The following is a 26,515-nucleotide window of genomic DNA, read 5'->3' on the forward strand; positions in this document are numbered from 1 at the left end:
CTATTACATTAAGCTTCTAAGTCTTCCCCATTAGACTCTATTACTTTTTTATACCATGAAAAGCTATCTTTTTTAATTCTTTTGCCTGAACCGTTTCCTTCGTTATCTAAATCAACGTAAATGAAACCGTATCTTTTTTCCATTTGCGCAGAAGAACAGCTGACGATATCAATCGGTCCCCAAGCGCAGTATGCAATCACTTCTACGCCGTCATACATTGCGCGTTTCATTTCTTTTAAATGGGCGGATAAATAATCAATCCGATAATCATCATGGATTTCGCCATCTTCCAATTTGTCATACATGCCGAAACCATTTTCAGCGATAATAATTGGTTTATGATATCTATCCCAGTATTGTGACAACGCGTTATATAGCCCTTTTGGATCGACTGCCCAGCCCCACGGATTGGCTTTTAGATGAGGGTTTGGTGTAATTGATGCTGGATCTAAGTCGTTTTTCTTGGAATCTACCATTTGCGAATAATAATAGGAAAGTGCGAGGTAGTCCATTGTATTTTTTTGCAAAATGGCTTTGTCTTCGTCCGTGATTTCAATATTAATATTATTTTCGGCAAAATAGTTCAGTGCATATTGTGGATATTCTCCTTGGAACTGCACGTCTGCGAAGAAATATTCCATCCGATTGCGTTTCATTGCGAGCACGATATCATCTGGATCACATGAGAAAGGATAAGCCGTACAATCAGCCAGCATTGTGCCGATCATTAAATCAGGGTTCAGTGCTTTTCCGTATTCGTATATTTTCGCGCTGGCAACAAATTGGTTGTGGACTGCTTGGTATGTTGCAGATAAATAATCATCAACTGCATCATATGGAATCGCTGTTGAGTTGAATGGTTCAAATTGGATTAAATTAATTTGGTTAATGACAATCCAATATTTCACTTTTTTGTTGTAGCGGTCTAGTACGGTTTTGCCATATTTCTCAAATAAATCAATGACTTTGCGATTATGCCAACCACCGTGGTTTAAAACGATTTCAACTGGAGTTTCGTAATGTAAAATCGTAATGATCGGCTCCATGCCAAGCTCGATAATTTTGTCGATTAATTGATCATAATATTTTAAGCCAGCTTCATTTGGTTCTTCTTCTTCACCAGTCGGGAAAATTCTTGTCCAGTCCAGTGAAGTCCGGAATGTTTTAAAGCCCATTTCAGCAAGTAACGCCAAATCTTCTGGATAGGTGTGATAAAAATCAATGCCGTGGCGTTTTGGATAATAGTTTACTTTATCTTCTATGCTTGCTTTAATATCCGCTAAACTTACGCCTTTATGTTGTTCTTCGCTAATTTCATCGTTTGTTTTTCCTTTATGATATTTGTGTAAATCTGCTAAACTGATTCCTTTTCCATCTACTTTAAATGCTCCTTCTGCTTGGTTAGCGGCAATTGCCCCGCCCCATAAGAAGTCTTTTGGGAATTGATAATTTTCGAACATGCTTGTACCTCCTATTTTTTAGTTAGTTCGGTCATTTTCTTGAATAAACGCAGCATATGCTCACCGATTAATATTTCACTTTTGGCTGTCATCAGTGTATCTTGCGCGTGGCAAAATAACGTGGAATAACGGATTTGGTTACCTGTTGCTTCTAGTTGTAACGTATCTGTTTGCAGACTATGCGCAATGACAATTTCTTTTTTCGCAGCGGCAATGGATTCTGCAGCTTCGTTAAATTCTAGTTCTTCTAAATGATTCAGCCCTTTCACTAAATCATTTCTAGCGTTTCCTGCATGGATTAAAATATTCATCGATAGTTCATTTAAACTATCTGTTTCTTCAACATAGTCTTGCTCTGACATGTTATTTCCTCCAATCAATTTGTTACCATTTCTTTATCTGCTTCCACTGCATCTAGTTTTTCTTGTTTAAGTAGGGAGTTATCGTATGCTTTGAAGAATGGCAGGTATACGAGCCATGTGATAACGATAATCGCTAAACAAGCAATGATAGCGCGGAAGTCTTGTGTTGCTAAGTAGGACGTTACTGGGTAAGGCATGTACCATAGCAAGAACGATTGTGTGGGAATGCTTACTAAGTTCATCGACATGACGAAATAGGCGATGCTTGGTACTAGGAAAGCGTTAATCCACGTCGGAATCATTAAGTATGGATTGAAAGCAATTGGTGCCCCGAAGAATAGTGGTTCGTTGATGTTAAAAATCGATGGGACAATGACGGCTTTTCCGATTGCTTTGAGTTGTAGAGATTTGCTTAAAATGAGCATCATAATTGATAGTGATAGTGTCGTGCCCACGCCGCCAATTGAAATTAAGGCGTATACTGTTTCTTGTGTTGCGATATTTGATGCACTTGCGCCATTTGCTACGGCTTGTGAGTTTTCCGCGAGCCCAGCCATGTAAACGGGATAAATCGCCGGCATCATCACCCATCCAGAAATCCCGAATGTATAAAGGAAAGCGGGAATGAAGACCGAAAGCACAAATCCTGGATATGATTGTACAATTGAAGCGAGTGGGCTAAATACTGCGACAATCACTTCAAAGAAATCAATATTAAATTGAACGGTAATTAACCAACCAACGATTAAAATAAATGTAATTGGTAATAAACTGTTAAACCATCCGACAACGAAATCTGGAATTGGCGTATCTTCACTGAAAAACGAACGCTTCGCAGCAAAGTTCATCACACAACCAACAAATAATCCGGTTGTGATTGATAAGAACATCCCTGTAGCTCCAAATCTAGATAAAATGAAAACCGCATCGCCATCTGCTGAAATGGTTGGAAATAGTAGCATTAAAAATAATACAAGTCCAGTTGCGCCGGAAATTAACTTTTGACTGCTATTGCCTTTTTTCTCCATAACATAGTATGGGATTAAAAATGCTACAACTAAACCGAACATTCCAAACGAAAAATTGCTTATCATCGAAAAATCAGGCATGCCGGGGAATAAATTTTTAAGTAATGAAACGATGGTGACTAAAGAACCGACAAAAACGAGCGGAAGCGCAGACATAATTGCATCTTGAATTGCTGATACCCAAGGATTTTTAACAACTTTATTTACTTTTGGAGCAAATTTATTTGTCATAAAATCCATCACTTTGTTGTTCATCGTTTTATCCCTCCATATTTAAAATGAGATCAAGTGCTTTTTCGCCGTTAAGTGTGCCGTATGTTGCTTGCGGAATGATGGATACTAGCACATCTTTATCAGCTACTTTTTGTTTTAAATCATCTAACATATAAGCCAAATGTGGCCCGATTAATAAGTAATCAATTTCATTTATTCTTTCATCAATTTGTGACTCACTTGCTGCTTTCACGGTTACTTGCTCACCGCGTTTTTTTGCTGCTTTTCTAATTGCTGCTGCCATAAATCCACTTGAAGCCCCTGACCCACAAATAAGTAAAATGTTTTTCATTTTGTATCCTCCCTTTCCTTAACTTACTTTTATTATATAAATGACTGAATCCGCTTACAAATATACTTTTTTCCTACTGGTAGGAAAGTGCGCAAAAAAGAACCCCTCCGCCTGCCGCGAAGGAGTTCCTTATTAGTTAATTTTAATCACGATATTTTAAGTTGATGAATTTCACTTGGATGTATTCTTCCATTCCGAAATGACCATTTTCGCGACCAAAGCCAGAATGTTTGACGCCGCCGAATGGAGTTTCTGGGTTAGAAATGGCAATTTCATTTGCGCCAACCATTCCGTATTCTAGGGCTGCGCCAACTTTTTCTACGCGTGCTAAATCTTTTGTATAGAAGTAAGATGCAAGGCCAAATTCGCTATCATTTGCCATTTTGATTGCTTCATCTTCTGTTTCAAAAGTGATGAGCGGGATAACTGGGCCAAATGTTTCTTCATAGAAAATGTCCATTTCTTGGGTAACATTATCTAAGACAGTTGGTTTGTAGAAGTTTCCTTTGTCATATTCGGAACCTGTTAAACGACCGCCGCCAGTAAGGACTTTTGCGCCTTTGTCAGTGGCATTTTTCAGTTGTTTATCGATTTTGTCGATTGCGTCTTCACGGATAAGTGGGCCGACATTCACATCGTCTAATCCGTTGCCGACTTTTAATTGTTCTACTTTAGCGACTAGGGCTTTAGTGAATTTTTCTTTAATTTCTTTAGCGACGAAAATCCGGTTTGGTGAGACGCACACTTGACCGTTGTTGCGGAATTTTGCTGTGACTAAATCGTTTACGGCTGCATCTAGATTGGCATCCTCAAATACGATAAATGGCGCATGTCCACCCAGTTCGAGCGAAAGTTTTTTCAAGGTGTCAGCTGATTGTTTAAATAGCGTTTGACCGACTTTAGTGGAACCGGTGAAGGTTAATTTGCGGACATCATCGCTATCTGTCAACGTTTCGCCGATTTCTTTCGAGCTACCCATGACGATATTCGCTACACCTTTTGGCAAGCCAGCTTCTTCAAAAATTTCAAAGATTGCGAGGGCCGAAAGTGGTGTATCGCCGGAAGGTTTTAGCACGATTGTATTACCAGTTGCCAGTGCCGGAGCGAGTTTTCGAGTCACCATGCCACCTGGGAAATTCCACGGGGTAATCGCAGCTACAACACCAATTGGTTGTTTTTTAACGATAAAAGCATGATTGTTTGGGGCTGGAATTGTTTCACCATATAATCTTCTTGCTTCCCCAGCTGCAAATCGGAAGTTTTCAGCGCCAACTAGGACTTCTCCTTTTGATTCTTTTAGCGGTTTACCTTGTTCAAGCGTCATGATTTTTGCTAATGTATCTGCTTTTTCTTCCATTAAATCAGCAATTTTGTGTAATAATTTGACGCGATCTGCTAGCTCCATTTTTGCCCAGTCAGAAAAGGCGTCTTTCGCGGCTTTAATCGCTTGGTTCGTTTCGTTCGGTCCCGCTTGGGCAATTTTTGCAATCACTTCGCCAGTTGCTGGGTTGACGATATCTTTCGTTTCCTTATTATCTCCATCTATCCATTTTCCATTTATAAATAATTTTGTTTGAACTTTTGGTAATGCTGTTTCTTTAATACTCAAAAATACCACTCCTCCATCAAATTTTCTGCCGATGCTTCGTGCTGCTTATATTAGTGTTTTCCACAAATAAAAAAAGCTAATCAGAATTTTAAGCAAACCACCTCTGAAAAAAGTGGTTCTATCCCGGCATGATAGGACTGAGAAAGTATTTAAATTTTTTATAAAAAAAGCTAGTTACACGGAATGCAACTAGCTTTTTGGCTTAATTTTCTTCAATTGGTTGATGAATTTCTTCTTTTACTTTTTTTGGTGCGTTTTTCTTATAGGCAAGGAAGTAGAATAGGCTGACGAACACTGCTCCGCCGACGACGTTTCCTAAGTATACTGGGATGACGTTCCAAATAAAATCTGCCCATGAATAGTATCCAGCGAAAATCGCGGCTGGAATGATAAACATGTTGGCGACAACGTGCTGGAATCCAATTGCGACAAAGGCCATTACTGGGAACCAAATGCCGAGAATTTTTCCAGCGAAATCTTTGGCCGCGTAACAAAGCCAAACAGCAATTCCTACAAACCAGTTACAACCAATACCGGAAACAAAAGCAACCCAGAAAGGATCGTTAATTTTTGCACCAGCTGTTGCGAGGGTTTTTGGTAAGAAATCGCCTTCTGTTAAGCCAACGAAATGTCCAAAGAAATAAGCGACGAAAAAGGCGCCTACTAAGTTCATTACGGACACAATGGCCCAGTTTCTAAGAAGTTGTTGGAAGGAAATTTTTTTGTCATACCAAGCAATCGCTACGGCCATCATGTTGCCAGTGATTAGTTCTCCTCCACCTAGCAAGATACAAACAAGTCCAACTGGAAACAAACTCGCTCCAATTAGCGTTGCAAAACTTCCCCATTCGTGAGGCATTGTTCCTACTGCACGTATGTATAATAAGTAACCAAGCGAGATGAAAGCTCCACCTAAAAAGCCTAGCAATACAAGTGTTAACGTACTTGAATTTGCTTTTTGGGTCCCTTTCTCAATCGTAATCTCTGTTACTTCCTGCGGGCTGTAATATCCCACATGAATCCCTTCCTTCTTGTTAAAATAATCACAAAATAGCGTACTTATTATAGCACACTCAAAAACAGCTTGCTAGTATAAAAAAGCCCAGAACAAAAGTCCCAGGCTCGCATTTTTACGTATGAAGTTCTTTAACGACAGGAATTCTAATTTCGATATTTGCCTTCTCACTCTCGTCTATCGTATACAGTTCCAATTTGAATGGTAATGGATCAAAGACGGGATTGTTTGCTGTAATGTATGGCTTGTAGTTCTTCGCTTGAATCGCTCTGGCAATTTCTTCGTAGCTTTCGATTATGTCGGTACCTGGGATATGCTCGGCAACAAAATACGTATGAGCCGGCACTTCAATCCACTCTAGCGGTTCTTTTAAATTAGGATATTTTTGTTCTACGGGAATGACCGAATAATGCGTTATCCCATCTTCTATATTATGGACAGAAATACCATAAAACGTTTTTTGTTCGGAAAAATCAGCTAGTTCTTGCGCAAGTTTGAGCATTTCTTTGAAGGCGCTTCTAATTTCTGTGTGTAAGGCTTCTGTTTTAAGACCTTCGCGGACGAATGCAATACCAGTAAATCCTTCCCATTCCTCTAGTCGCTTTAACCTAATCGCCATGATTATCTACTCCTTTAAAAAGCATCTCACCAAGACCTGCATAACATATGGTAAATACCCCACTCCGAACAAGTTAAAACAAGACGCTAATTAAAATGATAACAGCAATAATAATGACAAAAGATAACCAAGCAACCGGACGAGCTGTATTAATCGTCCAACCAATCCCAAAGCGTTTTTCTACAAATAAAGCTGGATCGTTTCGGTTAAAATAAATAACACCCGCTTTCCAAAACGCATCATCATCGCGAATTGGTTTATTCACACCATCGGGCTGATCAGCGAATCTAAGTCTGCTACCGCCCTGCCCTACTTTAACAGCAAGTAACACAGTACCAAATAGAATCAAAACGACCGTGATAATCGTAGCTGTCAGCATCCATTCAGCCGGTAGTGACAGCAATGTAACTACTTGCATCACGAGGAAATCAAGTACCATAATCGTGCACATGATTAACATCGCTTTACTAGAAATCTGTCTAAATAACATATTCCGTTTTAGCGAATCAGTCGGGTTTTCGTTTTCTACGGTTTGTTTACTTCGCGCAATCACGAAATTAATAAATATAAATAAAGCAATCATCCCAAGTTGCATCATCGGTAAAAGTAATGCTACTCGTGGTGATTTGGTAACTGTATCCGTCACCGCGCCGTTCATATCAAAATGTATCGGAAAAGCCTCTGGTGCTACCGGATAAAAGACGACCGTAATCGCCAGCGTAATAATAAAAATTAATAGCGGCACAACAAACCATGTATAGGAGATAACCATTTTTCTGCGATGAAAGCTAGTATCTACCATAATGATGGAATTGGTCGAAATTTCTCCCGCTTCTATTTTTTCTCTCTTCCACTGCAAAGTTGTTTGGTGGAAACGGTAATAAATAATAAAAGATACAATTAATTGGCCAAACATCGAGGCGATAAAGATACCCGCTTGAATATTTTCGCTGGAATGAAAACCTTGAATAAGCGCGATACCAATAATAGCAACAAAAACCGTCCATAAAACCACTTGCCCCACGTATTGTTTTTTTAATCGCGTTAATTCCGCATTTCGATTCGCACGTTCCCCCACATTGACACCAAAACATTCTGATTTCCTAATGACAAAAGGGGTGATTGCTTGCAGTGAAATGATTGCAATACTAACAAAAATATAAATGATGATTTCCATCTCTACTCCACTCTCCGTCCATGCATTTCGTCAAAAATTGCTTTACTTACTTCGAGCCACTTCTCTTCAGTGACACCGCGCACAACCGATTCCGCGATGAGTGGTTTTAGCTTCGTTTGTAATTTAGTAAAAAATAGCTCATCCGCCTTTGCTACCCCATCCGGATGAATAACCACTCCTTTTTGACGGTGAATTTGAATAAATCCTTCTTGCTTTAAAATTTGATAGGCTTTATTTACGGTATGAAAATTAATACCAATATCTGCGCCAAGACTTCGAACAGAAGGTAATTTATCTCCTGGTAAAAGTTCCCGTTTTGCCATACCTTCGATGATTTGATTACATATTTGTGTATAAATCGGCTCGTCTGATTGAAGATCAATCGCGAGTAGCATAGAAACACCTCTTCCCTAACTGTTATATATATTGTATAACACATATACTTTCACGTCAATAGTACTAATTCAGTGGCTATTTAAAGCAGTTAATGGTACTATAAAAATTATCAATAAGGTTTTAGAAAGAAGGGAAAAATTTGAAGTTTTCGCGTTTTCGAGATAGTAAATTATTTTTTTGGACAATCGAAATATTAGCAGTAGTCGCGATTTTGTTCGTACTATTGCAAATGAAGTACATATTTTCACCAGTTGGCATCATCGTTTCGACGCTATTTATGCCAATTTTAGTAGCAGGATTTCTATTCTATTTATTTAATCCGCTCGTGTTATTTTTAGAAAAAAGAAAAGTGCCAAGGCTTCTGAGTGTTATTTTGATTTTCATTGCCTTTATCGTACTTGTCGTGTTAGCGGTAATGCAACTGGGACCAACACTTGCAGACCAAGTCACTGAATTAGCCAAAGCTATTCCAGGCTACTGGCAAGATTTTGAGAAATGGTTACAAAGCTTCTCCAACAACCCAGCGTTCCAAGGGGTGGACATAAAAGAAGAGCTTTCAAAACTAAATATTTCTTTACCAAAACTTATGTCGGTTGTCGTAGATGGTGTTGCTTCTAGTTTTGGAGCAATCATCTCCTTCGTTTCTGGCTTTGTCATGATCCTTGTAACTGTGCCGTTTATCGTCTTTTATATGTTTAAAGATGGTCATAAGTTCGTTGAATCCTCTGGTAAATTTTTCCCGGCTGGTATTCGTTCTGAAGCAAAACAAATTATTAAAGAAATGAACAAAACAATCTCTACTTACATTAGTTCGCAAGCAATTGATTGTATGTTTGTTGGTTTATTTACTTTCATTGGGTATTTAATTATTGGTCAACCTTATGCGCTACTTTTCGGGTTCATTGCTGGTGCGACGAATATTATTCCTTACCTTGGACCTTTCCTTGGAGCAGCTCCCGCGGTTATCGTGGCGCTATTCACTTCTCCAGTCCAAGCTTTACTAGTTATTGTCGTTGTAACGATTGTTCAACAAATCGATTCTAACTTACTTTCTCCATATATTATGGGTAAATCATTGTCGATTCACCCACTAACTATTATCATTATCTTAATTGTTGCTGGAAACTTAGCAGGGATTTTCGGAATGATTCTAGGTGTTCCACTTTACGCGGTTGTGAAAACAATTATTGTTAACGTTAATCGTTTAATTAAATTGCGGCGAGGTCAGCTGGCGATTGATAATAATCTTCCTGACCCGGATATACCAAAAGAATAAAAAAACGAGCTTTGGGAAACTAGTTCCTAAAGCTCGTTTTTTCTATGCTTTTTTAAAATGAGAAGTGTCATTTAAACGTTCTAATTTGAATAAGCCGTTTTCGTAGGCTAATACGGTAACACTCGCATTGTCCAAGATGACTGCTTCGTCCATTGATGGTTCTAGTTCGTGGACGATGTTACGAATAGTATTTCCGTGAGCGACGATAAGGACGTTTCCGCCAGTTTCACGGTGACGATTAATAACATGTAAGAAACCTTGTTCTACGCGTGTCCAAAATGTCATGAAATCTTCCGCATCTCCGGTTGGATCAGCGGCTTTCGTACCGTTCATTGTTTCGCGCACATCAGCTTTTTTGAATAGCTCTTCTTGATTCGCATATCCCATATGATGCGCAATTTCGTTCCATGCAACATCGCCTTTTTCGCCTTCGTAGGAACCGAAGAAAGTTTCCCGAAATTCACTTAGTGGTTCTAGTGTTAAACCAAATGCGTGTTTATTTTCTTTAAGTAAGTGTCCCGCTGTTGCGATTGTGCGGTGTAAGTCACTTGAGTAGGCTGCAACGAATTCCGTTTCCGCCAGTCCGCGACCACTTTCTTTGACTACTTCAATGCCTTCAGGTGTTAGCGGCGTATCAGCCCAACCTTGCATACGTAAATTTTTGTTTAAATACGTTTGACCATGTCTTACAAAATAAAGTGATAATTTTTTTCCCATTCCCTACTTCCTCCTCCATCGTTGTTTTCTATTTCATTGTAACAAATTCTTCGGATCCTGTTGGGTGGATAGCGACTGTGTTGTCGAAATCGGCCTTTGTTGCGCCCATATTAATCGCAACAGCGAATCCTTGAATCATTTCATCCACGCCGTAACCAATCCCGTGCAAGCCGATGACGCGCTCCGTTTTACCTTCGCAAATCAGTTTCATCCGACAAGGTTCGCGGTGGTCTGTGATGGCTGTGTACATCGAGGTAAAGCTAGAAGTGTACACTTTGATATTTTCTTTGCCATATTTTTCGATTGCTTCTGGTTCTGTTAAACCGACCGTTCCGATAGCTGGATGGCTAAATACGACGGTTGGAATGTTTTCATAGTTTAAATGAGCATTTGTTTTATTGTTAAAAAGGCGTTCTGACAAGCGGCGGCCAGCAGCGATTGCGACCGGGGTTAATTCGTAATGACCCGTTACATCACCAACTGCATAAATCCCTTCTACATTAGTGTTTTGGAACTTATCTACGGCGATATGTCCGCTTTCTAAGAGTTTTACGCCCGCTTTTTCGATTTGAAGTCCTTTGATAACTGGCTTACGTCCAATTGCCCAAATAAGCGTATCGACCGTTTCTGTGCGACCATCTTCTAAGCTTAATGTTAAACTGCCGTCTGAATTTTTTTCGACTTTTTGCGGAACAGCGTGTTTATGCAACGTCATATCCGATTGCTCGATAATTTCGGTTAATGTATCGGTTAAAAGTGGGTCGAAATTCCTTAGTGGCGCATGTTTCCGGACGAATAAATGCGTTTCTGAGCCAAGTTGTTGTAATACACCAGCAAGCTCAACTGCAATGTAGCCCGCGCCAACAACCGCCACTTTTTTAGGTAGTTCTTTTAATGCAAAAAAGCCATCTGATGTGATACCGAATTCTGCACCTGGAATAGAAGGAAGTGCTGGTTCGCCGCCTGTTGCAATTAAAATATGATCTGCGGTTACTAGTTCGCCGTTTACACGTAATGTTTTTTCATCGACAAATTCGGCATAACCTTTTATCCAATCTACGTTATTATTATCAAGTCCATTTTTGTAGGAACCGCGAATGCGTTCAATGTATGCTTCTCGGTTTTCGACTAATTTTTGGAAGTTAAAGCTTGCATCCACTTGGTAACCATAGGCATCTGCGTATAAATCCATTGCTTCTTTGATTTGCGCGCCGTACCACATGACTTTTTTCGGAACACAACCAACATTTACACATGTCCCACCTAAAAATTTCGGCTCAATTAATGCACATTTTGCTCCGTGCATGGCTGCGCGATTAATCGAAGCAATCCCGCCACTACCGCCACCAATCGCAATATAATCATAATGCTTCTCCATTCAAAATCTCTCCTAACATTTCTTCGTTTTCGTTTTATAAATACGCTTCGCCCCGCATAATCGCAAGAACCCGCGGATTTGGTAAATATCGTTTAATTACTTGAAGTTTATTATACGTGTCCGTGTCCTCTAGATGTTCAGCAATCCCCATAGCAACCGCGCTACTTCGGCTGACTCCCGCGTGACAATGGACAACAATCTGCGTAAAATCTGGGTGTGCGTCCACAAAATCATAAATCAAATCGCGATGTACTTCATTAAATAGTTTCATCTCCGCTTGCTCCTTGTCACTAAGTCCCCAGTAATCATCTTCTTCGTTAATATCATTAAAATGAACGGGCAAAATAGCTTCAAAAAGTGATTCGTGTTTGAGTGGCTGATAGGTTGCGCCGACATCCGCAATACGAATAAGTAAAGTATGCTCTGAGCGCGGCTTAAACTGCACCGCTACTACTTCTGGTACGGCAATTATCCGTAAATCAAATGGATCAAAATTAATTTGGCGCCTTTCTTTGTTAATATAATTCGCCATCCTGCATGTCCCCTTTTCCAGTGCAACAAGATTTTCCTTCGTCTTATTCCCCCTCTATTCTATCACGCCTAGAGACTTTTACATAAAGAAGCAGTTTCAAACATAAAAAATAACCAAATAAAATTATCTGGTTACTTTTTCCCTTGTCGGTAAAGATCTTTTGTTTTATAACCTTGACTCAAAATATCGACCATTTCTAAGCGTCTTTTTTCTTGTGTGGCTGGCTGTTTGGCAGAGTAAATATAACGCGCCCACACTCGCTGGTAGCCTGTTGCTAGATTATTATAGAAGGTTTGTAAATCGCCTTTGTCTGCTAAAAATTCTGCGACTAGAGGAACGTGGTCGGCGTATTCATCTGCGGAAGGATTATTCTTTTTGACTCCCTTTGCTTTTAGCTTTGTTGCTTCTTTTAGGCCAACAACTGTGTACGTTTCATCAAGTGCGACCATTCGCGTGAATTTGAGTGTGCTGCCATCCACATATCCTTCTTCATCGGTTTTTAGCGCCGGCATTAATTCATCGCGGTGCACGTATGTATCGAACTTTTTATTGCCTTTTTTGGGGTAGGCGAAAAATAAATAACCATCCACAGCAAGTTTATTTTCAGCAATAACTTTTTGCACGAACGTAATCAATTCTTCTAGCGTCTCAACAAAATCGAAAATTAAATCGTATTGTTTATCAGCCATTTTTTCCTCGTAATTTGCTAGACGGTGAAAATAATCCGCTCCATCTGGTTGATTTAGGATGACTGCTTCTTTATATTTAGTCAGTTGTAATTTTTCTACTATTGTCTTCTCTTCCATGTCCCAGCACCTCGTTTGTATTGTTTGGTTCCAGTATATAGCCTTCCCTCTAAGTAATCAAGCCAAACTAAACGCAAAAAAACAGACCAAGCAACAAGGCTCGGTCTACTCATCATTTATTTAAAAATAACAATCTCATTAATTTCAATCGAAGGGTCTAAACTTTTCGCAACCGGGCAGGCATCTTTCACTAAATGCACCGCTTTTTCGGCTTTCGCTTGGTTACTTTTATCCACTAAATCCACCGTAAAAGTAACATTAATTTTCGTCAAAACATGCACGGCACTTTCTTGATCTTGCTCATAGTCCGTGTGAATGCTTAAATCATTTATTTCAATTCGTTTTTTCTCAAGTAATGTTTGATATACGTATCCGCTACAAGCCGCAACAGCCGCCACGGTTATTTGAACTGGAGAAAAACCTTCTTCTTTGATTAATGTCCAGTTTCCACTTGGATGTACAAGTTCTAATACTTTCCCATTTTTCACTAAATCCATGATTAATTCCTCCAATTTAATTCTTACAATTCTTATATGAATAATAAGATTATAACTCAAATAAAAAGCCATGTCTAATTTCCCGTACGAAAAAAAGAATCCAAGTTTAACTTGAATTCTTTTTGAGCGGTCCCGACGGGATTTGAACCCGCGATCTCCTGCGTGACAGGCAGGCATGTTAACCCCTACACCACGGAACCAGATGTATAGAAAATGTATAAAAAAGTGACCCGTACGGGATTCGAACCCGTGTTACCGCCGTGAAAGGGCGGTGTCTTAACCGCTTGACCAACGGGCCAGATAAAAAACAAAAAATGAATATATATTCAATTGAATTCATTTCTCTTACACCAGCTTTTTTATTATAACATAATCTGAGTGACTGTCAACGGCTTTTTCTAATTTTATTTACAAAATTTTTATCGAATGTTTTTTATGCATTTTTACTCGCATAAATAAAGTCAGCAATGCTTTACGGGCACGCTGGCTTTATTTCACTTTTCCCTGTGGTCAACCATAATAAAACTTCTCGTATCATAGCGATGTCTTGAGCGAGAATATTCAACTGGTCTGCCATCTTTTAAATACACTACTTGCTCTACTTCAAGCACTGGGTCGTGTTCCCCGCACGCTAAATATTCTTGGTCATATTCAGATGGCTTATCGGCATTAATTTTCCGAAATGCACCGCTTAGCACGAGCCCTAGTGAATCTTGTAAATAAGCATAAATCGAATGGTGCAAAATCTCTTTCGTTAGGCCGGGAACTAAATCTGCCGGCATTGTTGTATGCTCCAGCACGTATGGCTCACCGTCTAACAAGCGTAACCGAATCAATTTATACACTGGTTGATCTGCTTTTATTAAAAGTTGTTCTTGTGTTTTTTCATCTGGGAAAGAAATATCGAATGCAATAATTTTACTCGAGATTCGATTATCTCCCATCATTTTTGTTAAACCGTCATAATCCCGCAAACTCGCATCTTGCTTATTAGCTAAGGCATTTTTCATGACAAAGGTTCCCGCACCACGTTGCCTATAAACAAGTCCTTCAAGCGCCAATACGTCAAAAGCTTTTTTTATTGTCATTCTGCTACAATCATAGGTTTTGCATAAGCTCACCTGATCAGGAAGAATGGATTCTGGTGGATAAGTACCGTTGTTTATTTTTTCACGGATATCTGCTGCAATCAGTTCATACTTAACCAATTCGATCGCTCCTTTGCTTGAATTAAAAATGTCTAGCCATTTCCAATCAAATTATAGCATATCGAAAAGGAAAAGATAACTTATTTAATAGCCGCTTCCGATTCTCGCGCAATATTCGTGCGATCTACTAGTTTTAAGAACGGATACCAAATAATTAGGACGATGAAGAAATCGACCACTTGAAGTGCCCCGCCTAGCCATGAGTTCGTCGCCAAGATTCCATTTATAATAATTGGCACTGTCCACGGCACCGATACACCAGTTGGCGCTGGCACAATTCCTGCAGCCATCACAAAGTAATTAAGCGTTGTTACAATGAGTGGCGCCAATATCCACGGAATTAAAATCGTCGCATTTAGCACAATCGGCATCCCGAAGAGTACCGGTTCATTGACGTTAAAAATACCAGGACCTAGCGCTAAACGACCGATTTCTTTGCTCTGTTTACTCTTCATTAGAAAAGCGAGCGCGATTACTACTGCGAGTGTCATCCCAGATCCACCCATGCCGACCGTAAATACTTCCATAAATGGTTTGGTAATAATATGTGGTAACGGAGACCCAGCTTTATAGGCATCCAGATTTTCAAGCATTAATGTATTCCAAATCGGGTCCATTACAGAGTTTACAATAATTTGACCATGTAAACCGAAGAACCACAATACTTGGACAAAGAAAAGTGCAATCAATGTTGGAATAATTCCCGATCCTAAACCAACGAGCGGTTTTTGGATAACAGTGTACACCACATCATGTAAGTTAGTATTGAAGAAGAATTGAACAACAATGTTAATCACTAAAAAGATGCTTAAAGTCAAAACAGCTGGTATTAAAGCCGCAAACGATTTGGCAACAGCTGGCGGAACCCCATCAGGCATTTTAATCGTCCAATCACGTTGTACGAAGAAACGATATAATTCTCCTGCAATAAAACCAGTAATCATCCCAATAAACATACCTTTTGCACCAAGGCGATCAAGCGAAAGCGCCCCAGTTACTAGTTCCCCATTGGCACTATTAAAGAAAAATGGCGTTAAAATCAAGAAACTAGCGAGCGCCACTGCACCCCCGTAAATCGCTTCTACTTTATAATACTTCGATAACGAATAACCAATCCCAAAAACAACAAAAACCGTCATAATACTCATCGTCGCATTTTGGGCATTACCTAAATACAACTGTAAAACGGCTTTCGTTTCGTCACTCCAAAATGGCAAGTTCATCAAAACAACGGCAATCGAACCAAACATCGTCAGTGGAAACGCTAACATAAAAGCATCTCGTAAAGTCGTTAAATAGCGATTCTCTCCTAACTTTGCAGCAAGAGGCATTAATTTATCCCCCAGCAACTCCATAAATTTATTCACTGTTCTTCCCCCAAACGTATTTTTTCCTAAAAGAAAACGTTTTCTATTTATTATTATACTCATTTAATTTTAAATGTCTAGTCTTTTTAAAATAAATGACCAAACAAAAAAGCTCCCATCATTATGATGAAAGCCTCTCACTTATTTTTTCTTTTTCTTCGCTAGCTTGTCTGCTGCTTTTTGTTTATTTTCAGCCAGTCGAAAAATCGTCATTTCTTTAATTAAATCGTAAGGAACTTCTTCTTTGATTGGAAATTGTACAGCGCCTTTTGAGTGTTTGTAATTCCCGAGCTTGGATTCGAACGCCGCAATACCGCTTGAAGCTGGGTAAAAACCGTAATGATTTTTCGCAACAGCAAAGTGAACTAAATTCCCTTCAAAATAAAAAGTCGGCATTTGATAGCTGATCTTCTCCGTCGCTTCCGGCGCAGCTGCTTGGATAGTCTCTCTTATTTTTTGCAACACTTCTTTTGTTTCTGGTGGCGCTTGGGTAATATATTCATCAATCGTTGTAAATTCTAGTTTATTATCCATAGTCCTTTCCTTTCTGAAACGTTTTTCTTATTATAGCAATTCTCTTATAAAAAAACTATTTTAGAGTATAAAAAAAGTTACCTTAAAAATTTAAGGTAACCTTGTTTTTACGGAGAAGGAGGGATTTGAACCCTCGCGCCGCGCGAGCGACCTATACCCTTAGCAGGGGCACCTCTTCAGCCACTTGAGTACTTCCCCAAACTCCACAGGCAGGACTCGAACCTGCGACCGATCGGTTAACAGCCGATTGCTCTACCAACTGAGCTACTGTGGAATTATCTGACTTCCACTAGTATACGCAGAATCCGGTGAAAATGCAAGACTTTTCATGGGTTTTCTGTATAAATTTTCTTGGAGTCTGTTTGCTTTAGTTTTCCGCCGCAACTACCACAGCGATAACGGTTCACATTAAATCTACGCTGCCTTAAAAATGACTTCCCGCAGCTTTTGCATGTATATTCATGCATCGTAATTTCACGCGGAATCGCTGCACAAAATCGTGGTGCATTCACTTTTTTTAATAAGTCACGGAAATCTTTATCGCGATGTTGGTAACCCTTTTTCTCTAAATGTAGATGATAATGGCAAAGTTCGTGCTTCATAATGCCAATAAAGTAGTCTAAGCCAAAGTTTTCCAAATACTTAGGGTTCATTTCGATATCGTGACTTCTGAGTAAATAACGCCCGCCAGTCGTCCGTAAACGCGCGTTAAAAACAGCTTGATGGCGAAATTCTTTTTGGAAAAATTGCAGCGACACTTCTTCCATGTGTCGCTGCAATTCTGCTTGATTCATTATTTAACACTTCCATTTGGATTAAGCATCGTTAACGCAATACGATTTTTCTTCGTATCTACTTCATCCACCCAAACGGTCACAACGTCTCCTACTGAAACGACATCCATCGGGTTTTTAACAAAAGAATTACTTAGTTTCGAAATATGCACAAGACCGTCTTGTTTCACGCCAATATCAACAAAGGCACCAAAGTCAACCACGTTACGAACCGTTCCTTGAAGTTCCATGCCTTGTTTCAAATCTTCCATCGAAATAACATCTTGTTTTAAAAGTGGTGCTGGAAGTTCGTCACGAAGATCACGACCAGGAGCAATTAAGTTATCAATGATATCGCGCATTGTTTCTTTACCAATACTTAATTTCTCTGCTTCTTCTGGGATACTAAGCGCTTGTAATGCCGCTTTTAAATCTTCGCTGCCGATATCTTTTAAGCCAAAACCAGCTGCTTTTACAATTTGCTCAGCCGCCTTATAACTTTCAGGGTGAATCGCTGTTTTATCAAGCGGGTTTTCGCCTTCTAAAATACGTAAGAAACCGATACTTTGTTCATAGGATTTCGCGCCTAAACGAGGAACTTTTTTCAACTCTTTACGAGAAGCAAACGAGCCATTTTCCTCACGATATTTACGAATATTATTTGCAACTGTTTTATTCAAACCAGCAACATATTGTAAAAGTGAAGCGGATGCTGTATTAACGTTGACACCGACTTGGTTAACGGCTGTTTCAACGACAAAAGTTAGCGTTTCATTTAGTCGTTTTTGCGCGACGTCATGTTGGTATTGCCCTACGCCTACAGATTTTGGATCAATTTTCACAAGTTCCGCCAGTGGATCTTGCAAACGGCGTCCAATCGAAACGGCGCTACGTTCTTCTACTTGATAATCCGGGAACTCCTCGCGAGCTGTTTCACTCGCGGAATACACACTCGCACCAGCTTCATTGACTATACAATAATAAGCATTAGATTTCGATTCACGAATAACTTCCACGATAAATTGCTCCGTTTCACGCGATGCCGTTCCGTTACCAATCGCGATAACTTCTACTTGATATGTTGATAAAATTTCTGCAATTTTTTGTTTCGCTTCTGGGCGACGTGCTTTAGCTGTATGTGGATAAACAACACCGATTTCTAGCACTTTCCCCGTTTGATCTAACACAGAGAATTTACAACCTGTTCTAAAAGCCGGATCGACCCCAAGGATGATTTTCCCTTTTAAAGGTGGTTGTAATAGCAATTTGCGCAAGTTCTCGGAGAAAATGTGGATTGCTTGTTCTTCACCTTTGTCTGTTAGTTCACCGCGAATTTCACGTTCAATTGCTGGACCAATAAAGCGTTTATAGGCATCTAAAATAGCTTCTTCTACATAAGGACGAGTTGCAGAATTGCGATTTTGGATAACTTTTTCAAATAAGTATTGGAAGATTTTTGTTGTATCCACTTGGACTTGGACGCGTAAAATGTCTTCTTTTTCGCCGCGGTTAAAGGCAAGAATACGGTGACTAGCTACTTTGCCAATCATTTCGTTAAATTCATAATACATTTCGTACACGCCTTTTTCGTCTGCTTCGGCGTTTTTCGCTCTGGATTCAATCATCCCGAATTTGCGCGTAAAGTTACGAATCCATTCACGGAAACTAGGCTCATCACTGATTTGTTCGGCAATAATTTCATGCGCGCCTAGTAATGCAGCTTCTGCTGATTCCACTTCTTTTTCTTCTGAAATGTAGTTTGCAGCTTCTGTCAGTGGATCGACGTTGCTTGGAAAGCTCATAAGCCATTCAGCCAGTGGTTCTAAGCCTTTTTCTTTGGCGATTGTTGCTTTCGTGCGTTTCTTTTGTTTATAAGGACGATATAAGTCTTCAAGCGCTTGGTGTTTTTCAGCTTTGACGATTGCGGCTCTCAGTTCGTCTGTTAATTTTCCTTGTTCATCTATTAGGCGAATGATTTCTTCTTTACGATTTTCTAATTTCGTTACATATTCAAATGTTTCTTCAATATCGCGAATTTCAACTTCATCTAGGCTACCAGTCATTTCTTTACGGTAACGTGCGATAAATGGGACCGTGTTGCCTTCTTCCATCAATTTGATAACGGCATTAATTTGCGCTGGTTTATACGTTAGCGATTTTTGGACTAATTTCATTATTTTTTCTTGCATTTGTTCCATACTTGATAGCCTCCATTTATTTCATTATCTACTAAGTGTAACATAATTACGTTTCAACTGACAAAAGCTACCCGCCTTACTTATTTAAAGCATTTTCCGCATAATGAATCGCATCTTCGGTATGGGAAAAGAAGTGCTCTTCACCTATCCGGTCGTAAAGTCCGCTACCTTTCAGACTTTCTTTCGCTTTATCCGTTAGCCCGGTAATTAAAATTTGACCGCCTTGCTTCGAAAATTCTTTTTCAATTTGGTGAAAATAGCCTTCTGCGGTCGCATCGATAATCGGTACTTTCCCCATCCGCAAAATCAGAAATTTCGGTTTTACATGAATTGCTTTAATAATATTTTGTTGAAAAATCTGCGCTGCTCCAAAGAAAAGCGGACCACGAATTGTAAAAATACTAATTTTCTCGTGTAAATGAGGAGCAATTTCGGCGCCTTCTGGTTCGATTTCTTCGATTTGCATCGAACTGCCCATTTGTTTCGCGAAAAGAACAACCGCCAGCAGCAAGCCAACTTCGACTGCCACAGTTAAACTTGCGAAAACCGTTAGTAAAAAGGTAATTACAAGCACTAGCGTATCGCCTGATTTTAGTTTGATAATGTGCTGGAAGGTTTTTCGCTCGCTCATATTCCAAGCTACTAACATTAAAATCGGCGCCATTGCTGCAATCGGAATATTAACAGCTACCGGAGCAAGCACGAGTAAAGTCAGTAATACAAAAATCCCATGAATAACGCCCGAAACACGGCTAGTCGCGCCATTATTAATATTGGTCGCGGTTCTTGCAATTGCGCCAGTCGCCGGAATCCCACCGAACATTGGCGTGACAATATTGGCAATACCTTGCCCGATCAACTCACGGTTACTATTATGTTTTGTATTCGTCATTCCATCTGCTACAACAGCTGATAGAAGCGACTCAATCCCACCGAGCATTGCGATAACAAACGCTGGCCCGACCAGTTTACTCATATTCGCAAACGTCATATCAGGAAATTCAAACGGTGGAAAAGTGTTCGGAATATCCCCATACGCCGAACCAATCGTTGGAAGCGCATCAGGAAAAAAGAACATCGCAATTGCCGTCGTAATCACAAGTCCAATAAGCGGCGCCGGAATTCTCGGTAAAATTTTCGGAAAAACAAATAATACGAGCATACAAATACATGAAATTAACACACTATAGAAATTCCATGAATCCAGGTGCAGCCAGATTTCTTTCATGTTCGCCACAAATGATTCATGTTTCTCCATCCCTGTTAATCCTAGGAAATTCCCCACTTGCCCCATGAAAATCGTAACAGCAATCCCTGCTGTAAAACCAATCGTCACTGGTCGCGGAATAAATTTAATCAGCGTTCCAATTTTGAAAATACCCATTAAGCATAGTAAAACCCCTGCCATCATCCCTGCTACAAGTAAATCTTGATAACCATATGTTAATACGATTCCAAGTAGTACCGGAATAAATGCGCCAGTTGGTCCGGCGATTTGGAATTTCGATCCGCCAAAAATAGAAACAATAATCCCCGCTACAAAACTAGAATAAATCCCATATTCCGGACTTACCCCCGATGCAATCGCAAACGACATCGCCAGTGGCAAGGCAATAATGCCCACGATAATACCCGCAAGCAAGTCTTTCCTAAATCTCGCCCACGTATAACCTTTTACACTATTCAATAAAACTTTCTTCAATTTGCTCCTTCTCTCTTATTTGTATTTTAATCCGCGCGAAAAAACGCAAAGCAATTTGGCTTCACGCTTACTAAGTGACATTTATCACATGATTAAGTATAAAAAACTAGCGCTCTATTCTAATATACCATAAATAGCCCCTGTTCTCACACCCAATCTGAAAAAAACACCTTTCAAACCATCGCTAGTTTAAAAGGTGTTATGGTTATTCTGGAAATTTTCCAACCATGAATGTTACATCATCTGTTGGAATATCTAATATATTACGCTCGATTAAATGCCCAATTTTCACTACACAAAGTGGCGATTCTAGACTTTTTCGAACGCGAGATAAAACAAGACCATCTGAATGCATCAAAAACTTACTGCCCGGTTTATATTTAAACGATTGCAACCGATACTTCTGTTTTCTACCTGATAAAAAACCAGAGCCAGAAAGTGGAAAAATAAGTTTGTCTTCTATACCAATCATATAAAAACGAATATTGCCCATGCCGGTATAATGAAGTGTTTTTGTTAAGTAATCACCTTTGATAATGGCAATTGCAGCCCCACGCAAGCCAGAGACAGCCTGGTTCGCTTTTTCAAGCATTTCTGTAATGTCTGCATGGATATCTTCTTTGATGGCGTCAACGGTCGCTTTGGCCGCTCTATTGGCTTCAAGACCACTTCCAAGCCCATCCGAAAGAACATACAGAAAACCGCTCTCGTCCTCATGGGTATAATAAACATCCCCGCAGTATTGTTGTAATGCTTTAGAACGTTGAAATACAAATAAATTATTTGATTCAACCGCCTTGTTCATTTACTCCACTTCCTCATTCTGCAACGCCTCTCGAAGTTTTTTAATAGCTTGACGTTGGATTCTAGACACATGCATTTGTGATATATCGAGTAGTTCACCTGTTTCTTTTTGACTGCGATTTTCAATGAATGTATATTGCAAAATTTTCTGTTCTCGCTCATCTAAAACAGGGAGAACTTTCTCTAAAAGCATGCGTTGATTTACACGTTCAAATCCATCATCAGTACCACCAACAACATCAAGTAACGTAATGGTACTTCCATCCGAATCAGCTTCAATCGAATGATCCACAGAAAGTGCTTGGTAGCTTTTTCCCATTTCCATTGCTTCTAAAACTTCTTCTTCCGTGACTCCGATGAAATCAGCAATATCGCTAATTTGAGGTGAGCTTTGTAGTTCTCTCGTCAGCTCTTCTACAGCATTTTTGATTTTCGGACCCAATTCTTTGATTCGGCGTGGTACATGAACACTCCACGTTTTATCACGTAAAAATCGTTTAATTTCCCCAACAATTGTTGGCACAGCAAATGCTTCAAAGCTTTTTCCAAACGTTGCATCATATCTTCTAATAGCTCCAAGTAAACCAATATTCCCAACTTGAACTAAATCTTCATGAAAAGATTTACCTTGGGAATATTTGCGCGCAATGGATTCTACTAAATTTTTATAATGAACAACTAAATTATACTGGGCATCTTGGTCGCCATTTTCTTGATAAGCGGCAATCCAAATATAGACTTTTTCTTTGGCTTCTTTATCAGGTTGAGATACTTTTGGCATTCTCCTCCACCTGCTTTTCATTAATATATTTGGTCATTACGACAGAAACCCCTTCATCGTAATAAAGTTTCACGTCATCCATTAATGTTTCAATTAAAAATAAACCTAGCCCACCGATACGCATCATCTCCGCATCTTCACCCACATCATATGGGCCAATTTCTTGTTTACGGGTTTCTAGGTCGAAGCTTGTGCCGTTATCGGAAACACGAACTTCTAGCTTATCTTCATAAATAAGATATTCAACTGTAATCTCGCCATCTTCTTCACCTTTAAATGCATGCTTTACGGAATTAGTGATGGCTTCACTTACAGCTATTTTCAAATCTTCAATTGCTTCATAAGAAAATCCTGCGCGACTTGCAATTCCTGATAATGAAAGTCTACCTAAACTTACATATTCAGGCTTGGCAGGAAGTTGTAATGTAATTTTGTCATGCATTGTTGCCATTCATTTCACCCTCTACATTTTTGATTTCGATGATATCTGACAATCCTGTGATTTCAAACAATCGGAAAAGTCGGTCGCTTAAACCAAACAAGACAAGTTCACTTTGGCGCTGACGTAAGCTTTTGAAAGCTCCTACAAATACGCCTAATCCAGTGCTATCCATGTAACTCACTTCTGTTAAATCGATTCGAAGTACAATACCCTCTTTTACTTGATATACTTCTAGTGCTTCTTTTACCTTTGGCGCTGTATAAGCATCGATCTCCCCAGCAACAAATATGTCTATGTGGTCAGTATCACGTTCTTTTATTTCTATACTAATATTCATCACTTCACCCCATCTAATTTAAGTATACTGTCGATTTTACCCTAACAAATAAAATTAAAACATTCAAAAATAAAAACGCTCCACTCTTTAAATACGTTTACTCACCAGTAAATGCTCTCTAAAGAATGAGGTACGTCTTCACTTCTTCTTATTTAGTTCGTTTAATACAAATAAGTGTAAAGTCATCATGCAACTCAAAGTTTTGCATTTTGACTAACTGATCATAAATCGCATGAACCATTTTTTCAGCTGATAATGAAATATGTGCTGCTATGATTTCAGTTAACTCTTCTCGTTCAATAAAGCCATTTGCCGTTCTTGTTTCGGTTACACCATCCGACATAATAAATACGGCATCGCCCACTTCAATTTTCTTATCAAATTGACGATAGACAGCATTTTTATCCACACCAAGTGGTAAACCTTTGGCATATAAATCAGAAAAAGTGTTTTCTTTATGTTGGTAATATAAGCCCAACTCATGTCCAGCTGAACCATATTCAAACAAATGTGTATCTTCGTGATAAAGCCCGTAAAACATCGTAATAAACATATTGTCGTTAATGTTTTCTTCTGCTACTTGGTTCAGCGATTCAAGCACGATAGATGGTTTTCTATCGTCTCCGGTCATCCCAGCTAATGCATATTTAATCATGGAAATACTAAATGCAGCCGGAATTCCTTTACCAATAACATCTGCCAGAGCAATACCGATTTGCTTGTCGCCTTCTTCTGTAAAGCTATAGTAGTCACCGCTCATTTGTCTGGCTGCGACACTGATAACCCCAAAATCAAGTTCGTCATGTTCCGGTACTTCTGTTTTCATTAACGTTTTTTGCATATCTTCTGCTTGAGCGATTTCACTACGTAATTCTTTTTGCTCGGTTCTTAAACTTAGGTGTTCCATATAAGCTAAGCCGTAGCCTACCATCATTTCTAGTAGTACATCAAATGATAATCGTACAAAGTCCGGCAACTGTTTTCCGTATAGTTCAAGAACCGAGCGATGCAAATGGACAATTTCTTCTGGTGATACTCGCTCTTCCATAGCTTCTCTGGATAATTTTTCGCAAGTATAAAGAATTTCTTCATCTTGATGTTCTAAATATTGAATAAGAATATCACGGTATTTTCCCTCAAAAGCTTTTTCCATTTTTTTCTAGCTCTCCTTACCGAACCCATTTCGTTGTTGTAATTACCGTTCCTTTAGAATCGCCTTCAATACTGGATTCAATATCAAAACTGTCCATTAAACGTTTGACTCCTGGGAGACCTGCTCCAAGACCGCCCGAAGTTGTATAACCATCTTGCATTACTTTTCTAATGTCTACAATTCCTGGGCCTTTATCTTTCGCAACAATAATCATACCTTGCTTGCCAGACTCACTTACTTTTTCGATACAGATTTCTCCTCGTCCAGCATAGAGGAAAATATTTCTTGCTAATTCACTGATGGCAGTTGTAATTCTTGCTTGGTCAACTGTTCCAAAGCCAATTTCTTTGGATATTTTTCTACCTAGTTGCCTTGCAGCTACAATGTCCCATTCATTAATTATCTTTACGCAGGATTGGAATGTCATGTTCATTCCCCCAATTCCTGTTTAAGTTTTTCCAGGCCACTTTCAAGGTCCATCGCCGAAAGTACTCCACTAAACGTAATTCCGAGTTCAATTAGTGTAATCGCAACTGCTGGCTGTATCCCAGTTACAACCACTTTTGCACCCATCAATTTAGACATACTTACTACGTCCCCAAGAATTTTTGCAATAAACGAATCAATAAAATCGATGGAAGTTATGTCAATAACTACTCCTCTGGCCGACGTTTCATGGATTTTTGCAAGTAAGTCTTCCTGGAATTCTACCGCAGTATGATCATCTAATTCACTCTGGATAGAAATTAATAAACATTCACCTAACTTTAAGATTGGTATCCCCACAGTATTCACCCCTCTTTTTCTACTATCTCTCTGTTCGTCAAGGCTAGCGCACGCTCCATGCCTTTTTTCATTGTGTTGGTCGTGATAATTTGATCTAATTCAATTCCCAAGTTCACGATAGTTTGCGCAATTTCTGGTCTAATACCTACAAGCATTGCCTGACAGCCGACAAGTCTAACTGCTTCGGACGCTTGAATGATATGGTGCGCAACCATTGTATCAACAACAGGAACTCCCGTAATATCAATCAAAACCACTTCTGACCGATTTTTTACAACACCTATTAATAAGTTTTCTATGATTAACTTCGCTCTTTCTGTGTCAATCGTTCCAATCAGAGGCATTACAGAAATTTTTTCAAATATTGGCAAAAGTGGTGCCGATAATTCCTGTAGTGCACTTTTTTGGATAGAAACTGTCTTTTCCCACGTATCCGCGTAGGCAGTGACCACTTTGTTATACATGGAGGAAAGCCATGTTTCAAAGCGATAATAGGCATCGTCTTCTGGTTTTTCTTCTCTCTTTAAGAATAAATCTTCGTCTCTCATTGCTGTATATACTAAAAGCCCAAACACGCGCAGGCCTGTGGTGACAAAATGAATTGGCCAACCTAAGTGGACCACTTTTTCTGCAAAATCATCTAGTTTTTCATTGAATTTTGAGCCGTTTTCAGTAACATTGGAAACAATTAAATCAACAAATTCTTTGCTCGTTTCTTCGTACATTGCTTCTTTGGCAATGTCGTTGATTAGCCGATCTGATTGTTTCTCCATTTCGTTCATCCAGTCATTCAGTAAGTCTGCTTTATTAGTACGGATGAAGTTTGCAAAATCTTTATACATCAGTTATTTTCCAACCTTTCTCCACTATTAACCAAATTTTCTCTTTTACTCTGCGGTTTGATTAACTAGCTTTTGAAAAAAAGACATTAGAAACAAATTTAGCGAGTAAGTTGATACGCGTTGTTTGTAGGTTTCTGATGTCCTCACTGTT

Annotated in this window: 29 protein-coding genes and 4 tRNA genes; 1 reads left to right on the top strand and 32 read right to left on the bottom strand. The window is 39.3% G+C overall.

Features of this window, described 5'->3' with window-relative positions; all coding sequences use genetic code 11:
* Positions 1-8 precede the first annotated feature (8 nt).
* From HCJ55_RS04230 to HCJ55_RS04270, 9 genes are all read right to left on the bottom strand, one after another.
* Positions 9-1,460: a glycoside hydrolase family 1 protein gene (locus tag HCJ55_RS04230; RefSeq protein ID WP_185517156.1), complete on the bottom strand. Its 1,452-nt coding sequence runs from the start codon at positions 1,458-1,460 to the stop codon at positions 9-11.
* An 11-nt stretch (positions 1,461-1,471) separates the two neighbouring features.
* Positions 1,472-1,822, bottom strand: coding sequence for a PTS sugar transporter subunit IIA (locus HCJ55_RS04235; RefSeq protein WP_008947297.1), 351 nt, complete (start codon positions 1,820-1,822; stop codon positions 1,472-1,474).
* Positions 1,823-1,836: 14 nt separating this feature from the next.
* Positions 1,837-3,105 carry a PTS sugar transporter subunit IIC gene (locus HCJ55_RS04240; protein WP_008947296.1) on the bottom strand — a complete coding sequence of 423 codons (1,269 nt, stop codon included), beginning with the start codon at positions 3,103-3,105 and terminating at the stop codon, positions 1,837-1,839.
* 4 nt (positions 3,106-3,109) lie between these two features.
* A complete protein-coding gene (locus HCJ55_RS04245) occupies positions 3,110-3,415 on the bottom strand; it encodes a PTS sugar transporter subunit IIB (protein WP_003732400.1) in 306 nt (101 codons plus the stop codon).
* A gap of 142 nt (positions 3,416-3,557) precedes the next feature.
* The gene (locus HCJ55_RS04250) at positions 3,558-5,024 is read right to left on the bottom strand and encodes an NAD-dependent succinate-semialdehyde dehydrogenase (protein ID WP_185517158.1); all 1,467 of its coding nucleotides are present in this window, start codon (positions 5,022-5,024) and stop codon (positions 3,558-3,560) included.
* A gap of 202 nt (positions 5,025-5,226) precedes the next feature.
* On the bottom strand, positions 5,227-6,039 hold the full coding sequence (locus HCJ55_RS04255) for a formate/nitrite transporter family protein (RefSeq protein ID WP_003721480.1): 813 nt from the start codon (positions 6,037-6,039) through the stop codon (positions 5,227-5,229).
* 115 nt (positions 6,040-6,154) lie between these two features.
* A complete protein-coding gene (locus tag HCJ55_RS04260; protein ID WP_185506251.1) occupies positions 6,155-6,658 on the bottom strand; it encodes an effector binding domain-containing protein in 504 nt (167 codons plus the stop codon).
* 73 nt (positions 6,659-6,731) lie between these two features.
* Positions 6,732-7,835: a DUF1648 domain-containing protein gene (locus HCJ55_RS04265; protein WP_185517160.1), complete on the bottom strand. Its 1,104-nt coding sequence runs from the start codon at positions 7,833-7,835 to the stop codon at positions 6,732-6,734.
* A gap of 2 nt (positions 7,836-7,837) precedes the next feature.
* On the bottom strand, positions 7,838-8,230 hold the full coding sequence (locus HCJ55_RS04270) for a GntR family transcriptional regulator (RefSeq protein WP_003721477.1): 393 nt from the start codon (positions 8,228-8,230) through the stop codon (positions 7,838-7,840).
* Positions 8,231-8,370: 140 nt separating this feature from the next.
* On the opposite strand from HCJ55_RS04270, the gene HCJ55_RS04275 reads away from it, so the two are divergent.
* Positions 8,371-9,507, top strand: a complete 1,137-nt coding sequence (locus tag HCJ55_RS04275; RefSeq protein WP_185502483.1) for an AI-2E family transporter — start codon at positions 8,371-8,373, stop codon at positions 9,505-9,507.
* Positions 9,508-9,549: 42 nt separating this feature from the next.
* On the opposite strand, the gene HCJ55_RS04280 is transcribed toward HCJ55_RS04275, so the two are convergent.
* The 23 genes from HCJ55_RS04280 to rsbRA all read right to left on the bottom strand — a co-directional run bounded on the left by HCJ55_RS04280 (position 9,550) and on the right by rsbRA (position 26,364).
* Positions 9,550-10,224 (bottom strand): histidine phosphatase family protein, encoded by a 675-nt coding sequence (locus HCJ55_RS04280; RefSeq protein ID WP_008947290.1) that lies wholly within the window; start codon positions 10,222-10,224, stop codon positions 9,550-9,552.
* 28 nt (positions 10,225-10,252) lie between these two features.
* Complete coding sequence (gene gorA / locus HCJ55_RS04285; RefSeq protein WP_008947289.1) at positions 10,253-11,602, bottom strand: glutathione-disulfide reductase; 1,350 nt, start codon at positions 11,600-11,602, stop codon at positions 10,253-10,255.
* Positions 11,603-11,636: 34 nt separating this feature from the next.
* Positions 11,637-12,134 carry a tyrosine phosphatase family protein gene (locus HCJ55_RS04290; protein ID WP_185517162.1) on the bottom strand — a complete coding sequence of 166 codons (498 nt, stop codon included), beginning with the start codon at positions 12,132-12,134 and terminating at the stop codon, positions 11,637-11,639.
* 131 nt (positions 12,135-12,265) lie between these two features.
* A complete protein-coding gene (locus tag HCJ55_RS04295) occupies positions 12,266-12,940 on the bottom strand; it encodes a YdeI/OmpD-associated family protein (protein WP_185517164.1) in 675 nt (224 codons plus the stop codon).
* 116 nt (positions 12,941-13,056) lie between these two features.
* Positions 13,057-13,437, bottom strand: coding sequence for an OsmC family protein (locus HCJ55_RS04300; RefSeq protein WP_185517166.1), 381 nt, complete (start codon positions 13,435-13,437; stop codon positions 13,057-13,059).
* Between the two features lie 127 nt (positions 13,438-13,564).
* Positions 13,565-13,637: transfer RNA gene (locus tag HCJ55_RS04305), tRNA-Asp, on the bottom strand.
* A gap of 26 nt (positions 13,638-13,663) precedes the next feature.
* Positions 13,664-13,735 (bottom strand) — tRNA-Glu (locus HCJ55_RS04310).
* A 196-nt stretch (positions 13,736-13,931) separates the two neighbouring features.
* Positions 13,932-14,645: a GntR family transcriptional regulator gene (locus tag HCJ55_RS04315; RefSeq protein WP_185517168.1), complete on the bottom strand. Its 714-nt coding sequence runs from the start codon at positions 14,643-14,645 to the stop codon at positions 13,932-13,934.
* An 80-nt stretch (positions 14,646-14,725) separates the two neighbouring features.
* Positions 14,726-16,012 carry a PTS cellobiose transporter subunit IIC gene (gene celB / locus HCJ55_RS04320; RefSeq protein WP_069892032.1) on the bottom strand — a complete coding sequence of 429 codons (1,287 nt, stop codon included), beginning with the start codon at positions 16,010-16,012 and terminating at the stop codon, positions 14,726-14,728.
* 141 nt (positions 16,013-16,153) lie between these two features.
* Positions 16,154-16,546: an iron chaperone gene (locus tag HCJ55_RS04325; protein WP_185502478.1), complete on the bottom strand. Its 393-nt coding sequence runs from the start codon at positions 16,544-16,546 to the stop codon at positions 16,154-16,156.
* 110 nt (positions 16,547-16,656) lie between these two features.
* A tRNA-Ser gene (locus tag HCJ55_RS04330) sits at positions 16,657-16,744 on the bottom strand.
* Positions 16,745-16,747: 3 nt separating this feature from the next.
* Positions 16,748-16,820, bottom strand: a tRNA-Asn gene (locus tag HCJ55_RS04335).
* 52 nt (positions 16,821-16,872) lie between these two features.
* The gene (locus HCJ55_RS04340; protein WP_185517169.1) at positions 16,873-17,340 is read right to left on the bottom strand and encodes a SprT family protein; all 468 of its coding nucleotides are present in this window, start codon (positions 17,338-17,340) and stop codon (positions 16,873-16,875) included.
* Positions 17,340-19,517 carry a Tex family protein gene (locus HCJ55_RS04345; RefSeq protein WP_185517170.1) on the bottom strand — a complete coding sequence of 726 codons (2,178 nt, stop codon included), beginning with the start codon at positions 19,515-19,517 and terminating at the stop codon, positions 17,340-17,342. Before HCJ55_RS04345 ends, HCJ55_RS04340 begins: the two co-directional genes overlap by 1 nt.
* Positions 19,518-19,593: 76 nt before the next feature.
* Positions 19,594-21,219 (bottom strand): SulP family inorganic anion transporter, encoded by a 1,626-nt coding sequence (locus tag HCJ55_RS04350; RefSeq protein WP_185517172.1) that lies wholly within the window; start codon positions 21,217-21,219, stop codon positions 19,594-19,596.
* A gap of 205 nt (positions 21,220-21,424) precedes the next feature.
* Positions 21,425-22,024, bottom strand: coding sequence for a PP2C family serine/threonine-protein phosphatase (locus tag HCJ55_RS04355; protein WP_185502475.1), 600 nt, complete (start codon positions 22,022-22,024; stop codon positions 21,425-21,427).
* Positions 22,025-22,804, bottom strand: a complete 780-nt coding sequence (sigB, locus tag HCJ55_RS04360) for an RNA polymerase sigma factor SigB (protein ID WP_003721462.1) — start codon at positions 22,802-22,804, stop codon at positions 22,025-22,027.
* Positions 22,782-23,255, bottom strand: a complete 474-nt coding sequence (gene rsbW / locus HCJ55_RS04365) for an anti-sigma B factor RsbW (protein WP_003721461.1) — start codon at positions 23,253-23,255, stop codon at positions 22,782-22,784. Before rsbW ends, sigB begins: the two co-directional genes overlap by 23 nt.
* Positions 23,239-23,583 carry an anti sigma b factor antagonist RsbV gene (gene rsbV, locus HCJ55_RS04370; protein ID WP_003721460.1) on the bottom strand — a complete coding sequence of 115 codons (345 nt, stop codon included), beginning with the start codon at positions 23,581-23,583 and terminating at the stop codon, positions 23,239-23,241. The genes rsbW and rsbV overlap by 17 nt, the downstream gene beginning before the upstream one ends.
* Before the next feature lie 148 nt (positions 23,584-23,731).
* The gene (locus HCJ55_RS04375; protein ID WP_008947278.1) at positions 23,732-24,736 is read right to left on the bottom strand and encodes a PP2C family protein-serine/threonine phosphatase; all 1,005 of its coding nucleotides are present in this window, start codon (positions 24,734-24,736) and stop codon (positions 23,732-23,734) included.
* Between the two features lie 16 nt (positions 24,737-24,752).
* The gene (locus tag HCJ55_RS04380) at positions 24,753-25,163 is read right to left on the bottom strand and encodes an anti-sigma regulatory factor (RefSeq protein ID WP_003738506.1); all 411 of its coding nucleotides are present in this window, start codon (positions 25,161-25,163) and stop codon (positions 24,753-24,755) included.
* Positions 25,164-25,165: 2 nt separating this feature from the next.
* Positions 25,166-25,522: an STAS domain-containing protein gene (gene rsbS / locus HCJ55_RS04385; RefSeq protein WP_003721457.1), complete on the bottom strand. Its 357-nt coding sequence runs from the start codon at positions 25,520-25,522 to the stop codon at positions 25,166-25,168.
* A 5-nt stretch (positions 25,523-25,527) separates the two neighbouring features.
* Complete coding sequence (gene rsbRA / locus HCJ55_RS04390; RefSeq protein WP_008947277.1) at positions 25,528-26,364, bottom strand: RsbT co-antagonist protein RsbRA; 837 nt, start codon at positions 26,362-26,364, stop codon at positions 25,528-25,530.
* Between the last annotated feature and the right edge of the window lie 151 nt (positions 26,365-26,515).

It is taken from the genome of Listeria marthii, from assembly GCF_014227425.1.
GTDB lineage: Bacteria > Bacillota > Bacilli > Lactobacillales > Listeriaceae > Listeria > Listeria marthii.

Bases quoted from the DNA above. Each gene is read 5' to 3' on its own strand.
- HCJ55_RS04355 (WP_185502475.1), bottom strand. From the start codon at position 22,024: ATGAACAAGGCGGTTGAATCAAATAATTTATTTGTATTTCAACGTTCT.
- HCJ55_RS04325 (WP_185502478.1), bottom strand. From the start codon at position 16,546: ATGGATAATAAACTAGAATTTACAACGATTGATGAATATATTACCCAA.
- sigB (WP_003721462.1), bottom strand. From the start codon at position 22,804: ATGCCAAAAGTATCTCAACCTGATAAAGAAGCCAAAGAAAAAGTCTAT.
- HCJ55_RS04345 (WP_185517170.1), bottom strand. From the start codon at position 19,517: ATGGAACAAATGCAAGAAAAAATAATGAAATTAGTCCAAAAATCGCTA.
- HCJ55_RS04280 (WP_008947290.1), bottom strand. From the start codon at position 10,224: ATGGGAAAAAAATTATCACTTTATTTTGTAAGACATGGTCAAACGTAT.
- HCJ55_RS04260 (WP_185506251.1), bottom strand. From the start codon at position 6,658: ATGGCGATTAGGTTAAAGCGACTAGAGGAATGGGAAGGATTTACTGGT.
- rsbV (WP_003721460.1), bottom strand. From the start codon at position 23,583: ATGAATATTAGTATAGAAATAAAAGAACGTGATACTGACCACATAGAC.
- HCJ55_RS04340 (WP_185517169.1), bottom strand. From the start codon at position 17,340: ATGAATCAAGCAGAATTGCAGCGACACATGGAAGAAGTGTCGCTGCAA.
- HCJ55_RS04380 (WP_003738506.1), bottom strand. From the start codon at position 25,163: ATGACATTCCAATCCTGCGTAAAGATAATTAATGAATGGGACATTGTA.
- HCJ55_RS04265 (WP_185517160.1), bottom strand. From the start codon at position 7,835: ATGGAAATCATCATTTATATTTTTGTTAGTATTGCAATCATTTCACTG.
- HCJ55_RS04240 (WP_008947296.1), bottom strand. From the start codon at position 3,105: ATGAACAACAAAGTGATGGATTTTATGACAAATAAATTTGCTCCAAAA.
- rsbW (WP_003721461.1), bottom strand. From the start codon at position 23,255: ATGGCAACAATGCATGACAAAATTACATTACAACTTCCTGCCAAGCCT.
- gorA (WP_008947289.1), bottom strand. From the start codon at position 11,602: ATGGAGAAGCATTATGATTATATTGCGATTGGTGGCGGTAGTGGCGGG.
- HCJ55_RS04300 (WP_185517166.1), bottom strand. From the start codon at position 13,437: ATGGATTTAGTGAAAAATGGGAAAGTATTAGAACTTGTACATCCAAGT.
- HCJ55_RS04375 (WP_008947278.1), bottom strand. From the start codon at position 24,736: ATGGAAAAAGCTTTTGAGGGAAAATACCGTGATATTCTTATTCAATAT.
- HCJ55_RS04235 (WP_008947297.1), bottom strand. From the start codon at position 1,822: ATGTCAGAGCAAGACTATGTTGAAGAAACAGATAGTTTAAATGAACTA.
- HCJ55_RS04245 (WP_003732400.1), bottom strand. From the start codon at position 3,415: ATGAAAAACATTTTACTTATTTGTGGGTCAGGGGCTTCAAGTGGATTT.
- HCJ55_RS04290 (WP_185517162.1), bottom strand. From the start codon at position 12,134: ATGGCGAATTATATTAACAAAGAAAGGCGCCAAATTAATTTTGATCCA.
- HCJ55_RS04295 (WP_185517164.1), bottom strand. From the start codon at position 12,940: ATGGAAGAGAAGACAATAGTAGAAAAATTACAACTGACTAAATATAAA.
- rsbRA (WP_008947277.1), bottom strand. From the start codon at position 26,364: ATGTATAAAGATTTTGCAAACTTCATCCGTACTAATAAAGCAGACTTA.
- HCJ55_RS04270 (WP_003721477.1), bottom strand. From the start codon at position 8,230: ATGCTACTCGCGATTGATCTTCAATCAGACGAGCCGATTTATACACAA.
- HCJ55_RS04230 (WP_185517156.1), bottom strand. From the start codon at position 1,460: ATGTTCGAAAATTATCAATTCCCAAAAGACTTCTTATGGGGCGGGGCA.